This window comes from Cohnella xylanilytica (assembly GCF_014212175.1).
Taxonomy (GTDB): domain Bacteria; phylum Bacillota; class Bacilli; order Paenibacillales; family Paenibacillaceae; genus Cohnella; species Cohnella xylanilytica.
In genome coordinates, this window is record NZ_JACJVR010000015.1 from 24,700 (window position 1) to 39,208 (window position 14,509).

At 61.8% G+C, this 14,509-nt stretch carries 10 protein-coding genes; 5 read left to right on the top strand and 5 right to left on the bottom strand.

Annotation, left to right across the window (positions count from 1 at the left end; genetic code table 11):
* Nucleotides 1–38: 38 nt before the first annotated feature.
* Nucleotides 39–1,601: a response regulator transcription factor gene (locus H7B90_RS04555; RefSeq protein ID WP_185134699.1), complete on the bottom strand. Its 1,563-nt coding sequence runs from the start codon at nt 1,599–1,601 to the stop codon at nt 39–41.
* Nucleotides 1,602–1,603: 2 nt separating this feature from the next.
* On the bottom strand, nt 1,604–3,349 hold the full coding sequence (locus tag H7B90_RS04560; protein WP_185134700.1) for a cache domain-containing sensor histidine kinase: 1,746 nt from the start codon (nt 3,347–3,349) through the stop codon (nt 1,604–1,606).
* Nucleotides 3,350–3,972: 623 nt separating this feature from the next.
* Between H7B90_RS04560 and H7B90_RS04565 the strand changes: the two genes are divergently transcribed.
* The 3 genes from H7B90_RS04565 (at nt 3,973) to H7B90_RS04575 (ending at nt 6,679) form a co-directional block, all read left to right on the top strand.
* On the top strand, nt 3,973–4,590 hold the full coding sequence (locus tag H7B90_RS04565; RefSeq protein ID WP_185134701.1) for a DUF47 domain-containing protein: 618 nt from the start codon (nt 3,973–3,975) through the stop codon (nt 4,588–4,590).
* 30 nt (nt 4,591–4,620) lie between these two features.
* Nucleotides 4,621–5,619, top strand: coding sequence for an inorganic phosphate transporter (locus H7B90_RS04570; protein ID WP_185134702.1), 999 nt, complete (start codon nt 4,621–4,623; stop codon nt 5,617–5,619).
* A gap of 109 nt (nt 5,620–5,728) precedes the next feature.
* Nucleotides 5,729–6,679: a DUF1861 family protein gene (locus H7B90_RS04575; protein ID WP_185134703.1), complete on the top strand. Its 951-nt coding sequence runs from the start codon at nt 5,729–5,731 to the stop codon at nt 6,677–6,679.
* Nucleotides 6,680–6,785: 106 nt separating this feature from the next.
* On the opposite strand, the gene H7B90_RS04580 is transcribed toward H7B90_RS04575, so the two are convergent.
* On the bottom strand, nt 6,786–7,244 hold the full coding sequence (locus tag H7B90_RS04580; RefSeq protein ID WP_212962442.1) for a GNAT family N-acetyltransferase: 459 nt from the start codon (nt 7,242–7,244) through the stop codon (nt 6,786–6,788).
* 237 nt (nt 7,245–7,481) lie between these two features.
* On the opposite strand from H7B90_RS04580, the gene H7B90_RS04585 reads away from it, so the two are divergent.
* Entirely contained in the window at nt 7,482–11,414 is a 3,933-nt protein-coding gene (locus H7B90_RS04585; protein WP_185134704.1) for a hypothetical protein, read from the top strand.
* Nucleotides 11,415–11,625: 211 nt separating this feature from the next.
* Here the strand turns inward: H7B90_RS04585 and serS are convergent, their stop codons facing one another.
* Together serS and H7B90_RS04595 are read right to left on the bottom strand one after the other, a co-directional pair.
* Entirely contained in the window at nt 11,626–12,951 is a 1,326-nt protein-coding gene (gene serS / locus H7B90_RS04590; protein ID WP_185134705.1) for a serine--tRNA ligase, read from the bottom strand.
* Between the two features lie 322 nt (nt 12,952–13,273).
* Nucleotides 13,274–13,765, bottom strand: coding sequence for a hypothetical protein (locus tag H7B90_RS04595; RefSeq protein ID WP_185134706.1), 492 nt, complete (start codon nt 13,763–13,765; stop codon nt 13,274–13,276).
* 284 nt (nt 13,766–14,049) lie between these two features.
* Between H7B90_RS04595 and H7B90_RS04600 the strand changes: the two genes are divergently transcribed.
* Nucleotides 14,050–14,370 carry a YerC/YecD family TrpR-related protein gene (locus H7B90_RS04600; protein ID WP_185134707.1) on the top strand — a complete coding sequence of 107 codons (321 nt, stop codon included), beginning with the start codon at nt 14,050–14,052 and terminating at the stop codon, nt 14,368–14,370.
* The last annotated feature ends 139 nt before the right edge of the window (nt 14,371–14,509 follow it).

The window sequence follows — 14,509 nt, forward strand, 5'->3', positions numbered from 1 at the left end:
CGGCGGGAGAGGGTTATGCAAAAAACCGATATGATTGTTCAAAAAGCAGAGTTCTCCGAACCTTTCATATATTCCGACGGCGTGCAGCCGAACTGTTTTTTGAACACTTGGCTGAAGTACTGCGGGTTGTCCCCGAAGCCGAGGCGCTCCGCCAGCTCGAAGATCTTCAGGTCCGGCTCGGTCGCGAGAAGGCGCGCCGCCTGCTTCATCCGCGCCTTCACGACGTAATTCGAGAACTTCTCGCCCGTCTCCTTCTTGAACAGCTTGCCGAGATAGTCGGCGTTCATATAGAGCATCTCGCCGGCGACGAAGTTCAGCGACAGGTCGGGGTTCCCCAGCTGGCTCTCGATAATGTCGACGACCTTGCGCACGATCGACGTATGCTTGACGACATTCCGCTCGTAGTTGCGCCGCGCGAGCTCGCGGACGGTCTCCCCGAGGAACTCCTGCATCGCCTGAAGCGTGTCCATCTCCACGAGCCGGGGAATCCTCTTGTAGCTCTCGTTCATCTTCTCCGGCTCCGCGAGCCGGATGAGCGAGACGAACAGCTGGATCGCGTACGTCTTCGTGATGCCGATCTCGAGCTGGGCGCGCTTGAGCGCGGCGAACCACTCGTTCAGCCCTTCCTCGGCTTCCTCGAGATGGCCGGACCGGACGGACATGACGATCCGCTCCTCGTCCAGCTCCACCGCCTCCGTCGGCGTCCGGTCGGACGAGAACGTGTCCTTGCTCGTGATGATGCCGCCTTCCCCGAGATAGAACCGGTAGTTCAGGCATTGGAGCGTCTCCTGGTACAGAGCGCGCGCCCGGACGATGTCCCCCGGACTGCTCAGCGCGATCGTGACGTCCATTTTGTAATACTGCATGAAGGTCCGCCGGATCTCGCCGAGCCGCTCCTGAAGCGATTCCGGCTCCTCCGGATCCTCGACCAGGACGAGGGCGTGGTCGCCGATCGTCGTGCTAAGCAGCGTCGACTGCAGAATGTCCTCGGCGATGTTCTTGATCGCGAACAGGTACTCGAATTCGGCAGGGCCCTCCAGACGGAAAAGAAGCAGGCGGACCGGGCGTTCGAAGTCGTACTGGAACAGCGCCCGGTAGTAGTCCCAATCGTGGCTGCCGTACGTCTTGTTGGTGACGAATTCCTTGAGCACCTGCTCCTTCACGTGGGGGACCATCTTCTCGAACCGCTGCTTCATGTTCCGGATGAACGACTCCCGGTCCGAGTCGGCGTCCAGCTCGGCCACGAGCTCGTCCAGCGCGCGGGCGATCTTCGTCTCGTTCGTGGGCTTCAGCAGGTAGTGCTTCACCCCGTACTGCATCGCCCGGTTCGCGTAGTCGAACTCGCTGAAGCCGGACAGGATGATGAAGCGGATATGGGGGTGCGAAGCATGGGTTCTCGCGACGAGCTCGAGCCCGTCGAGGCCCGGCATCCGGATATCGCTGATGACGATGTCGGGCGACTCGGCGACGATGCGCTCGTAGGCGGCGATTCCGTTCTGGGCGGTGCCGATGAGCTCGGTCTTATGGCGGCCCCAGTCGACCATGCTGGAGATGCCGTCCAGAATGATTCTCTCGTCGTCGACCAGCAGCGTTCGGTACATGCTTATCCCTCCTTGCGGTTCGGAATCCGGACGGTGACCCGGGTTCCGTAGCCGGGGCGGCTCTCGACCTGTACGCCGTAGCCGTCCCCGAAGCTGATCTTGATGCGCTCGTCGATGTTGAGCAGGCCGATGCCCTTGCCGTTCGTCTGCAGCGTTCCGCTGCGCAGGCGCGCCAGCGTGTCGGCCGGCATGCCGGGACCGTCGTCCTCGACGGTCAGGTTCAGGCTGTTCTCGGTCTCGTACGACCGGACCGTAATGGTGCAGACGCCGATCGACGGCTCGAGCGCGTATTGGATGGCGTTCTCGAGCAGCGGCTGCAGCGTGAGCTTCGGAATCGGGAGATTCCCGTAGCGCTCGGGAATCTCGAGCGAGAAGGCGAGCCGTTCCTCGAAGCGGAACTTCTGGATCGTCAGGTAGCTCTGGACGATCTCGATCTCTTCCGCGAGCGAGACGATCGGTTCCTTGATGCTGACGGAATTGCGCAGCAGCAGCCCGAGCGCTTCGACCATCTGGGAGATTTGCGTTTGCTTGTTCATTTTGGCGATCCAGTTGATCGACTCCAGCGTGTTGTACAGGAAGTGGGGATTGATCTGGGCCTGCAGCGCCTTGAACTCGGTCTCCTTGATCAGAAGCTGGTTCGCGTAATTCTCATGGATCAGCGTATTGATCCTCTCGACCATGAGCCGGAACGTCCGCTGCAGCAGTCCGATCTCGTCCATCGCCACCGGGGCGTTATCCCCTTCGATCAGATTGGCTTCGGCGAAGTTGCCCTTCTCGGCCAGCTTCATCCTTCCGATCAGATCCTCGATCGGGCGCGTCAGGCTGCGGGAGAAGCGGATCCCCCACAGAATGACCGCCGCGAAGATGGCGACGAAGACGATGACGACGAGCTTCTTGATGAAGAGAACCCGTTCGAAAATCTGATTGTAAGGCGTCAGGTTAAGGTACGTCCATCCGGTGAGGGCGGAGCGGCTGTGCGAGATGAACAGCGTCTCTCCCGCCACCGATTCGGTGAAGTACCCCGTCCTCGACGTGAGCCGGTCCTGGATCCGGGTGGGATCGAAGGAAGGCTTGCGCGGGTAGACGATGTCGGAGCCGGACAGGACGTACAGCTCGCCTTCCCCGACGGCCAGCTTGCGGACGATGGAATCCAGGTCGATGCGGATGATCAGCGTTCCCAGGTAGAGCAGGTCGAAGTTCGTGTTCGTATACGAACGGATGTCTCTCGCCGAGATGAGAGCCGGGTCCTTGTCGTCCGGGAAAATCCATACCGTGCCGCCGCCGGCTTCCCCGGCCCTCTGCATGATGCGCGCTTGCTTTCCCGAGTCTATGGGAACGAGATTGCCCGCGCTCAGCTCTTCGCCGTGGGAGTCGATCAGCTGGATCGAGAACAGATGCGGCTCGGAGCCGCTGTAGCTTAGAAGAACGTCGACGATCTCCTTGCGCAGGTTCAGGCTGTCGTAGTCCGATTCGCTCGAGCGAAGGGCGCGAAGCAGCTTCTGGAGCCGGACGTCGGCGACGATGCTGAACGACAGCTGCTCGATCTGGTGCAGCTCGGATTCGATGGCCGAGGACGACAGATTGAGCACCTGCGACGACTTGGCGTGAAGCTGGCTGTCGTAGATGGAGAACGCGTACTGCTGGACGACGAACGTGAAGGAGAAGGCGGCGATTACGATCAGCGCGATCAGAATCGACAGCTTGTTGCGGATTTTCATATGCCGGTACGCCTTGAACCACTTCTCCATGTCCGTTCACCCCGTCCCAAGATAGGACGATTATGTCACCACCATGGAAACGCTGTCAATGGAAAGGGGAGGGGCAAGAAGGGTGAAAGGGTACAGCCACTGAGGCCCTTTTGCCCGCTGCGCCGCTTATCCGCCTAATTGTCTCAACCGCTAAGCTGCTTTTGCACGTTGCCTCGCTTTTCGACGAATTTGTCTCAGCCACTGAGGTACGTTTGCTCTCTGCCCCGCATTTTAACTAATTTGCCTCCGCCACTGAGGTACTTTTGCCTGCTGCCCCGCATTCCGACTGACCCGCCATTGAGTTCCTTCAATCCGCGCTTCCGCTTGCCTGCCAATGGGATTCCAATCTTGATTCTAATATAGAGGAAGACTCGCGTCGGAGACAGGCAATAAACCGCTCGAAATGTTCAAAATTCCGGCAAAAAGCGCGATCCTCGAAAAATGTCGAATCGTGGCGCGGTTAACGCCGAGCCCGATAGGCCAAACTTTAGGGAAGCGGTCCCGGAACTTGCAAAACTGCCCTATACCAAGCCAGTCCATGCTGTGTTAAGATATGGGATGGGTTTTGTTAAGCCGGCGTAAAGTTCGACAAGCATCCACACGTGGAAAGAAGGGTTAAATCCGTGTTTCGGAAAAAAGACATTTTCTTCAAAACGCTCGAGGAGATGGCCGACCTGATTCAGGAAGCCGTCGATCGATTCTCCTCCGCCATGAGCTCGGGAGATATTCCGGACGTCCCGGCGTTCGCCAAAGAGATGAAGGAATTCGAGCATCGCGGCGATCAGTTCGCCCACTTGATCCTGACGGAGCTGAACAAGACGTTCATCACCCCGATCGAACGGGAAGACATCATGGATCTGACGAAGCTGCTGGACGACGTGCTCGACGGCATCGAAGCCTGCGCGTCCCGGTTCGATATGTACCACATCTCGAAGCCCGACGCGTACATACGCAAGTTCGGCGACTGTCTGCGGCGCTCCGCGCTGGAGATCAAGGCGGCGATCTATTTGCTGACCCAGAAGAAGCTCCTGGCGATCCAAACCCACTGCGTCAAGCTTAACGAACTGGAGAACGAAGGCGACGATCTGATGAGACAGGGCATCAAGCACCTGTTCCAGAACGTCAAGGACCCGATCGAGCTGATCAAGCTGAAGGACCTGTACGAACGTCTCGAGGAGACGACGGACTCCTGCGAAGACGTCGCTAATATATTGCAATCCATCATTATGCGCAACTCTTGATCGCGCGGACGGGAATGAGACGAGAATAGCATGGATCATATGACATGGATTGTAGCCATCATCGTCGTGCTGGCTCTGGCGTTCGACTTCATCAACGGATTCCACGACACGGCTAACGCGATCGCGACTTCGGTGTCGACGAGGGCGCTTCCCCCGCGGGTCGCGATCCTGCTCGCCTCGGTCATGAACTTGGTCGGAGCGCTGATGTACACGGGCGTGGCCAAGACGATCGGCGGCAAGGTGACGGACCCCTTCAAGCTCGAGCACGGTCTGACGGTCGTCATCGCCACGCTGATCGCGGCCATCTTGTGGAATCTGATTACGTGGTGGCAAGGCATTCCGTCTTCGTCCTCCCACGCGCTGATCGGCGCTCTCGCGGGAGCCGCCGTCGCTTCGGAGGGATGGGACGGCATCAATTATTCGGGCTTCAGCACCATCGTGCTCGGCCTGGTGCTCTCGCCGATTATCGCATTCGCCCTCGGATATACGATTATGTTCCTCCTGAAGCATCTGTTCGCCAACGCGAGCCCGCGTTACGTCAACAAGGGCTTCCGCACCGGACAGATTCTGACGGCCGCGCTGCAGTCGTTCACGCACGGCACGAACGACGCCCAGAAGGCGATGGGCATCATCACGCTGGCGCTCGTGGCCGCCGGCATTCAAGACCATCTGGACGTCCCCCTGTGGGTCAAGATCTCGGCCGCGCTGGCCATGGCTCTCGGGACGTCGTTCGGCGGTTGGAAAATCATCAAGACGATGGGCACGAAGATATTCAAAATCGAGCCGATCAACGGCTTCTCCGCCGACCTGAGCTCGGCTGCCGTCATCTTCACCGCTACCCTGACCCATCTTCCCGTCAGCACGACGCACGCCATCACGTCTTCCATTCTCGGCGTCGGCGCGGCGAAGCGCTTCTCCAGCGTCCGCTGGAACACGGCCGGGCGGATCGTCGTCGCCTGGGTCGTCACCATTCCGGTCGCCAGCGTCATGGCCGCGATTATTTATTGGATTTTGAGTTTATTTCAATAAGAGGGGCGGCTTCAATCCATCACCAATAGTCCGTTTTGCGGTACAATAATGGTGGAGCCACCCGAAATCCGGAATACTACCTTGAGGGTACGGAGTTTGGAGGACAGACATGCAGGCATCCGCTCAGCAGGCCCAGTCGTGCGCCGTCTTGTTCGAACGATTCCAGCGCGAACGCCCGGATCGCCGCGGGGAGAAGCTCGTCTTCTCCGGCGTGGGCGAGCGCGACGTCTACAATATTACGGCCCCGTTCCAGGACGAAGGGGAATGGGTCATCGCCGGGAGGGTCGAAGATCGCTCCAGCGAGAGGTCCGAGGTCATGTTCTTCGTCGAGCGCGACGGGGAATGGGTCGTCCGGGAGGGCGCTCCGGTGTTCGCGCTGCAAGACCCGTTCGTCTCGTTCATCCGGGGCGAGCTGATCTTCGGCGGCGTCGAGGTGTACTTCGACGGCGACGATCCGCATTACGTCACTGCCTGGCGGACGGTGTTCTACCGGGGGGACCGCATCCGCGATCTGGAACCGTTCGCGAAGGGGCCCTTGACGATGAAGGACATCCGTCTCGTCGAGCTGCGAAGCGGCCGCATCGGGGTGTTCACCCGGCCGATGCCGGTCGGCGACGCCCGCGCCATGATCGGCTACTTCGAGATCGGGGAGCTCGACGAGCTCACCGAGCAGGCGATGGAGAAGGCGGACCTTCTGTACGACCAATTCATCAAGGTCGAATGGGGCGGCGGGAACGAAGCCCATCTGCTCCGGAACGGACTTATCGGCGTCCTCGGCCATGTCGCGCGCATGGACGAAGGCAACATTCGGCACTATTACCCGATGGCGTTCGCCTACGATCCCGAGAACCGCACGCATACTCCGATCAAGCTGATCGCCTCGCGCGACATGTTCCCGGACGGCCCGGCGAAGCGGCCGGACCTGGAGGACGTGCTGTTCAGCGGCGGACTGCGCCGCCACGAGGACGGCACGGCGACGCTGTACACCGGCGTCAGCGACGCCGAAGCGCACCGGATCGTCATCGACGATCCGTTCCTCGAATACGAGAAGCATATGTGATCGCGCCGTCGACAGCGCGAAGCCAAGCAAGCCCCCGTTCGGACTCTCGGGTCCGGGCGGGGGCTTGCGTTCGTTCGGTCTTGCGCCGCCGGGCAGGGGGCCGTGCTTAGCCGTTCTTCTTTTCCATATAGACCAGAGTCACGTCCGGCGACGCGGCGCGTTCCCGGAAGACTGCATAACCCAGCTTCTCGTACAAGGCGATGTTGCGAACGCTGCGGCTTCCGGTGAACAGCTCGTAACGGCACCCCGGAAAATAAGCTTCAATGGCATTCATAAGGCTTCGGCCGATCCCTTGCTTCCGGCGGTCCGGATGAACCATGAGCTTGCCGATCCGGCAAGTTCCGTCCCGGGCGCTTGCCCGCACCGAGCCTACGATGGCGCCGCTCGCGACCGCTTTGAGAACGACGTGGTCCTCGAACTGCCGCCGCAGCTCCTCCAGAGTCTGCACGAGCGGCTCGATCGTCCAATCGCCGTAAATCTCCGCTTCGCTCCGGTAGGCAAGCTTCTGCAAGGCCAGAATCTCTTCGGCGTCCGAGAGGGACGCTCTCTCCACTTCCATGCTCATCTCCGCTCATCCTTTCTCGTCTCGTCTGTCCTCCTCTATTCTCGAATTCGATTTTATCACATGGTTGCGAGAACGGAAGTCCATTCGGCCGTCTTGTCAATTCCGGCGGGACCGAAGACCGATCTTTGGGAGGTTTGTAACGCAAGTTACAGAAATTCATCGTCCAAGCGGGATACAATCGTCCTCGGCGAACCCGGGCTCGCCTACTACTTAGCAACCATAGACAAGGAGACGATAATGTCGAACGCATCGAAATGGAGAGGAAGACTGGTCAAGTCGCTTATCGCGTTGGCGCTTATGGCCAGCCAATTGTTGTCTATCGCCCCTTCGGGCAAGGCGGAGGCGGGGGCTGCGGACGTCGCGACGACCGCAACGGTCAGCTCGCCGAACGCGAAGCCGGGAGATTCGGTCACGATCAAGGCCGTAGTCGCCTCGCAGATCACGAGGTCGCTTCACCTGCAGCTCAAGGTCGTCGGACCGTCCGGCTCCATCGCTTATGAGACGTGGCTGTACAACCAGCCCGTAACCGCCGGACAGACGTCCGAATTCCCCGTCCAATGGACGATTCCGGCCGACCTTCCCGGCGGACGTTATACGGTCAGCATCGGGACGTTCGGCTCGAACTGGGATACGATGTACGACTGGAGCTCGGGCCTTGCGCCGTTCTCCGTCGCCAGCGATTCGCAGACGCCGGTATTCTCGGCGTCGGTCAGCGCGCCTAGCGAGGCGGAGCCGGGTTCCTCCGTCGCGGTCGTCGCCGCCATGACGGCCGACCGGGCGACGAACGCGCGCGTGGCGCTGAAGATCGTCGATCCCGCGAACGGAACCGCGTTCGAGCGGACCTTCGAAGGCGTCGCCTTCGCCGCCAACGAGCCGAAGGCGTTCAGCGCGAGCTGGACCGTTCCCGCGGACGCCGCTATCGGCACGTACCGCGTGCAAGCGACGGTCACCGACGCGGCCGGAACCGCGGTTTATTACGATAACGCGGCGGCGGCCGCCGTCAACGTCGAAGAGCGGGCGAGCGATCCGGCCGAAGACGCCGTCTATACGACCCGCGCGGTCATCCCGAACGCGGACGTGAAGGCGGGCGACAAGGTGCCGTTCACCGTCGAAACGAAGGCGGACAAGGACGTGTCCGTGCTGATCGACGTCGCGATCGCGGATCCGTATTCCGGCGATACGCTGTATCAGAAGGTTCTGAGCAACCAGCGGTTGACGCCGGAAGGCTTCCTGTCGATCCCGCTGGAATGGACCGTCCCGGCCGAAGCCGCGAACGGGAAGTACCTGATTCAGGTCGGAATCTTCGGCAACAAGTGGGAAGGTCCGTACTCTTGGAATTCGCAGGCCGGTTCGATTCGCGTATCCGACGGAACGGAGCCTCCCGTGTCCTTCACGGCGACGGCTTCCGCTTCCCCGGCCAGCGTGAAGACCGGCGAGACCGTCGGTTTGACGGTGACGGCGACGGGCAGCGTCGACGCGGACGCGCTCGTTCAAGTGACGGCCATCGATTCGAAGGGCGCGGTCGCCTTCTCCCGGGAATTCGCGAACGAACGCTTCTCCGCGAAGGTGCCGAGAAGCCTGAGCGCCGAATGGAAGCTGCCGGCGGACGCCGAGCTTGGCGCCTATAAGGTGAGCACGGTCATCTACAGCCCGGATCGCTCCGAGGTTTACTATCAGAACGACACCGCGGCGCAGTTCACGGTCGAGAAGGGCAATCCGCCTCCGGAGCAGCCGGACAACGGCGCGAACGCCGTCTGGACGACTTCCGCGACGGTCGAGGGTTCGGTCGAAGCCGGATATCCGGTCGACATCGCCGCTTCCGTGAGCAGCTCCGACTATGCGCACGCGCTGGTAGACGTGGAAGTGTACAAGGGCGAGACGAAGATTTACCAGCGTTACTTCGACGACCAATACTTTCAACCGAACAGTCCGAAGTCCTACTCCGTCACCTGGAACGTCCCGGCGACTCAGGAGAGAGGCGTCTATACGGTCAAGGTCGGCGTGTTCCCGGCCGGCTGGAAGCCGGTCTGGAATTCGTACTGGAACGCGAACGCGGCTACCTTCGAAGTGAACTGGGGCATCATTCCGGACATTACGGAAGTCAGCTCCGCGGATCTGGACTCGGTGGTTCCGGGGCAGAAGCAGACGGTCCGCACGAGCTTGACCAGCTCCGAGACGCTCCCCGCCGCCGTTCGGCTGGAGCTTCTCGATTCGGCCGGCAACCGGGTCGCCGAGCGGAATTACCCGGAGGAGAGCTTCGCGCAAGGCGTGGAGAAGGCGTACGAGCTGGAATGGACGCCGCCGGCCAACGCGGTTAACGGCGATTACAAGCTTCGGGTGTCCGTGGCGAAGCCGGACGGAGTCCGCGTCTTCTATACGAATCCGGAAGCGGCGTCCTTCGAGCTTACGGGCGGCATCGATCTCAAGTACACGCTGGACGCCTCCGTCGGGCAGGCCGAAGTCCGCGCCGGCGAGACGCTGAACGTGAACGCGAAGGTCGGCAGCACGGCTCCTTCCGTCGTGTCGATGAAGGTGTCGATCGTCGACGAGCTGACGGGCGAGACGGTCCACAGCGATTGGCTGCCGGGCAAGACGGTCTCTCCGGGCGAGGAAGCGAGCCTGGAGATCGATTGGGAACTGCCGAAGTGGATCCGGATGAACGAGACGAAGGTGCGCGCCGGCCTCGAGCCTCTCGAGAGATACGTGCTCGACGGCGATTACAAGGTGAACGTGGAGCTGTACAACGCCGACCGGACCTACCGCATTCTCGCGAAGGAAGGAGCCGCTTCCTTCAAGGTGACGTCTCCCGTCGACGCGCCCGCGCCGCAGCCGGCCGTGCCGCCGACGCTGCCGGACATCATGAAGCTCGGCGTGTTCGCGACGAATAACGACGAATATGGCGTCGACGGCTGGATGGAAGATACGGGCCTCCCATGGAACTTCGCGTATCGTTACCTGAATGGCGGCGTCAACAACGAAGACGGCTGGACCGCCTGGGATCAATATAACGTAGGCGATTGGCGCGGCGCTTACGCGTACGACTACGCCAAGGACGCGACCGATCGCGGCTTCGTTCCGGTGTTCACGTTCTATCAGATGCTGCAGACGATCTCGGGCGACTGCCTGAACTGCACGAGCGAGGCGGAGGACGATCTCGTCACGCTGAACGATCCCTACGCGATGCGCGCTTATCTCGAGGAGTTCAAGCTGCTCATGCAGCTGCTCGGGACGGGCGAATATAACGGGCGAAAAGGAATCGGCAAAACCGCCGTCGTCCACGTCGATCCGGACTTGGCGGGCTACGCCCAGCAGGCGGTGCTCGACAACCGCAACTGCTTCGGGCTGTGCACCGGGCAAGGGAACGATCCCGCGCTGTTGAAGGCGGCCGTCGCCAGCACCCGGATGCCGGAGCTCGAGGACTTGCCGGACACGTACCAAGGCTTCAACTGGGCGCTGCTTCGTCTTCGCGATCTGTACGCGCCGAACGTCATTATGGCTCCTCACGTCAACAGCTGGGGAACGATGCGCGACGTCGGCAAGGACCCGGATCCGGATCTGGACGTCGAAGGCCTCGGCAAGCTGGCGGGCGAATTCGCCGCCAAGAGCGGCACGAAGCTCGTGCCGGCCGGCATCAAGCCATATGATTTCATCTTCAACGACATCGACGACGACGACTCGGCCGCCGGGCGCGGCTACTGGCTGGACCGCACGAACTTGACGCTGCCGAACTTCCACCGCTGGGAGCAATTCGTCAAGTCGGCTGTGAACCATTCGGGCAAGAAGGCCATGATCTGGCAGATCCCCGTCGGCAACCAAGTGTACCGGGCGATGAACAACACGCCGGGCCACTATCAGGACAACAAGGTCGAGTACTTGTTCGGCCATATGGACGAACTGGTCGATTCCGGTATCGTCGGGTTGATGTTCGGTCACGGGCAGCCGGGCTCGACGTCGCACTACAACCGCATGGATGATAACGGGCCCGAGGATTCGTCGCCGGATTACTTCAACCCCGAGCCGATCACCAATTCCGACGGCTGGGGCGACGGAAGTCTCCATACGAACGACAAGATGGCGGACTACACCGACGACGACGGCGGTTACCTCCGCATACAAGCGATGCAGTACTACCAGAATCCGATTCCGGTCTCCAACCGCTTCGGCGACTGACATGACCAAGGCCGCGTTCCTCCGCAGCAAGCGGGGGGATGCGGCCTTGTCGCGTCGAAAGAGAGTAACCGGGTTACCCACATGGTGCGCAACTGCGGGAAAGCGTCGAAAGAGAGTAACCGGGTTACTCACATGGTGCGCAATTGCGGGAAAGTGCCGAAAGTGAGTAACCGGGTTACTCACATGGCCGGGCAGCCAAGCTTCGCGCGGCTCAAGCCTCCCGGACGGGCGGCTCCAGCTTCTCCAGCCCGTTCATGTAGGGGCGAAGCGCGGCGGGGATCGCGATCGAGCCGTCCGGCCGCTGATGGTTCTCGAGCAGCGGGATCAGGATTCGCGGCGACGCGACGGCCGTGTTGTTCAGCGTATAGCAGTAGCGAAGCCGGCCTTCCGCGTCGCGGTAGCGGATGTTCGCGCGCCGGGCCTGGTAGTCGAGCAGCAGCGACGACGAATGCGTCTCCCCGTAAGCGCCGCGGCTCGGCATCCACGTCTCGATGTCGAACTGCTTGTAGGTTTTGACGCCCATGTCTCCGGCGCAGACGGCCACGACGCGGCAGGGCAGCTCGAGCAGCCGCAAGATCTCCTCCGCGTTCGCGGTAATCTCCTCGAGCATCCGCTCGCCGGCGGCCAGGTCGTTCTCGCACAGGACGACCTGTTCCACCTTCGCGAACTGGTGCACCCGATACAGCCCGCGAACGTCCCGGCCCGCCGAGCCGACCTCGTTGCGGAAGCAGAGCGAGGCGGCCGTCAGCCGGACGGGCAGCTCCTCCGCATCCATCGTCTCTCCGCCATGGTAAGCGACGAGCGGCACCTCGGCCGTTCCGACCAGCCACCGCTCTTCGTCCGCGATCCGGTACGTCTGGTCTTCGCCATGCGGGAAGAAGCCGGCTCCCACGAGCGTCTCTCTCGAAGCCATAAGCGGCACTTCCAGCGGCCGGAAACCCCGTCTCTCCAGCAGGTCCAGCGCCAGCTGCTGGACGGCCCGATGCAGCCGAACCCCCGCTCCGGTCAGATAATAATGCCGCGACCCCGCCGCCTTCACTCCCCGCGGAAGGTCCATGAGCCCGTGCAGCTCGCCGAGAGCGACGTGGTCCAGCGGCTCGAAGCCTTCGAACGCCGTCGGCTCCCCGGTCCGCCGGACCTCGACGTTGTCCCGGTCCGTCCGCCCGTCCGGCGTGTCGGGCGACACAAGGTTCGGCAGCCGCAGCATCGCGTCCCGGTACTCCCGCTCGGCCTTCTCCAGCTTCGCTTCGGCCTCTGCCAGCCGGGCTTGCAACGACTTGACCTGCAGCTTAAGCGATTCGGCGTCCCCGATGTTCCCCATGTCCTCGATGCCGTCGCCGTCCACCCGGCCGATCCGCCGTCCGACCGCGCGCGACCATCGGTTGCGTTCCTCCCGCAGCCGCTCCGTCTCCCGCAGCAAGTCCCGCCGGGCCTGATCGAGCCCGAGCACTTCCGAGACCGAGAGGCCCGCTCCCCTCCGGTCCCAATTCTCCTGAATCCGTTCCGCGTTCTCCCTTACCCATCGAATGTCCAGCATGTCGCCGTGCTCCTTCCGCGAATAAAATGCAAAGAAGCGCCCTCATCCCATGGGACGAGGAGCGCTTCTACTCGCGGTGCCACCCAAATTGACCGAACGCATCCGAAGAGGTTCGATCCGCTTGAACTCCGCGATAACGGGCGGGCCGGTTAACTTAGGGAGACCGTGCGAGAGCCGGCGAGCCGGCCGCGCGAATCCCCTTGACGAGAACGCCTCCGAGTTGGATTCTCTTCATAGGCAGGATAGTCGATGTTCGGTTGAGAGCAGTATAGCGGAAAAAGCGAACCGGCGCAAGACGGCGATGGAACCGGCAGGCGCGCCGTTACCTGCGCTTCTTCCCCGACGTCCGGCGCGAAGCCGAGCGGCCCGTTCGCGACCCGCGCCGCGAGCCGCTCCCGGAACGCCGCCGGCGCCGGCGCGGGCGAGAATCCGCTCCGGAGGATTCGTCCGACGACGCGGTGCCCGCCTTGCCCTTGCCCACGAACAGCTTGAGCAGCGGAGCCATCTGCTGCACCGTAACCATGAACTTCTGAACCTTGCCCAGATTGTTCAGAAGCCCGTCGATGCCGCCCATCCGGTCGATCATGCCCTTGAGATCGTTCAGGTTGACGAGCGAGGCGAGACCGGTCTTGGGAGCGGGAGCGGCAGCCGGCTGGGCGGGGGCGGGAGGAAGCACCTGCACTTGCGGAGCGTAGGGTGCCGGAGGGCCGCCGAAGAACGAACCGCCCCCGAGACCCGGATAACCTCCCGATTGGGCAGGGCCCCCGAAGCCGGACGTCCAGCCTTGCGGCCCGATTTGCTCGTTTTCGTCCATGGGTGTATATCACTCCTTTCGGATAGCGGTAAGTTCGGTGAAGGGCGCTGCCCGGAACGCGGGGAGGCTCCGGGCGCGCCGTTACGCTTGATACAGGATATGTGCGGAGGGGCGAAGTTGCATGGACGAATGCCCGCCCAGCCGGGAAGGCGCGGGCCGTCCTCCTCTCATTTATTCCTGTGAAGCGTGAATACGGTGAAGTTTGAAGTTTTTGACGAAACGAAGTACAATAGCCTTAATCATACAACGGGCGTCCCCGTCGCGGACCGAGGTGGAATCTATCCATGCAATTGAAGAAGTTGAACGACAAATCGATAGACCAATTGTTCGAAGCGATCCTGACCTTGAAGGATGTCGAGGAGTGCTACATCTTCTTCGACGACCTGTGTACCGTGAACGAGATCCAATCGCTGTCGCAGCGGCTCGAGGTCGCGCGCATGCTGGGCAAGGGGAACACGTACAACCAGATCGAATCCGAGACGGGAGCGAGCACGGCGACGATCTCCCGGGTGAAGCGCTGCCTGAATTACGGCAACGACGGATACAAGATGACGCTGGAGCGGCTCGGAAGATTCGGCAACGAGACCGGGGAAGCGGGCAAGTAGAATCGGATCGGCGATCCCTCATAGAGTTCGAGCGCAGCCCCGGATATCCGGGGCTGTCGGCGTTGCGGGCGGAGCTTGGAGGCGACCCCGAGGCGAGGCGATCCCGAGGCGATCCCGGCCATTCGCCGCCGCCGATGCC

Excerpts from the sequence above, each read along its gene's own strand:
- H7B90_RS04555 (WP_185134699.1), bottom strand. The coding sequence starts at position 1,601 with ATGTACCGAACGCTGCTGGTCGACGACGAGAGAATCATTCTGGACGGC.
- H7B90_RS04560 (WP_185134700.1), bottom strand. The coding sequence starts at position 3,349 with ATGGAGAAGTGGTTCAAGGCGTACCGGCATATGAAAATCCGCAACAAG.
- H7B90_RS04570 (WP_185134702.1), top strand. The coding sequence starts at position 4,621 with ATGGATCATATGACATGGATTGTAGCCATCATCGTCGTGCTGGCTCTG.
- H7B90_RS04575 (WP_185134703.1), top strand. The coding sequence starts at position 5,729 with ATGCAGGCATCCGCTCAGCAGGCCCAGTCGTGCGCCGTCTTGTTCGAA.
- H7B90_RS04580 (WP_212962442.1), bottom strand. The coding sequence starts at position 7,244 with ATGAGCATGGAAGTGGAGAGAGCGTCCCTCTCGGACGCCGAAGAGATT.
- H7B90_RS04585 (WP_185134704.1), top strand. The coding sequence starts at position 7,482 with ATGTCGAACGCATCGAAATGGAGAGGAAGACTGGTCAAGTCGCTTATC.
- serS (WP_185134705.1), bottom strand. The coding sequence starts at position 12,951 with ATGCTGGACATTCGATGGGTAAGGGAGAACGCGGAACGGATTCAGGAG.
- H7B90_RS04595 (WP_185134706.1), bottom strand. The coding sequence starts at position 13,765 with ATGGACGAAAACGAGCAAATCGGGCCGCAAGGCTGGACGTCCGGCTTC.
- H7B90_RS04600 (WP_185134707.1), top strand. The coding sequence starts at position 14,050 with ATGCAATTGAAGAAGTTGAACGACAAATCGATAGACCAATTGTTCGAA.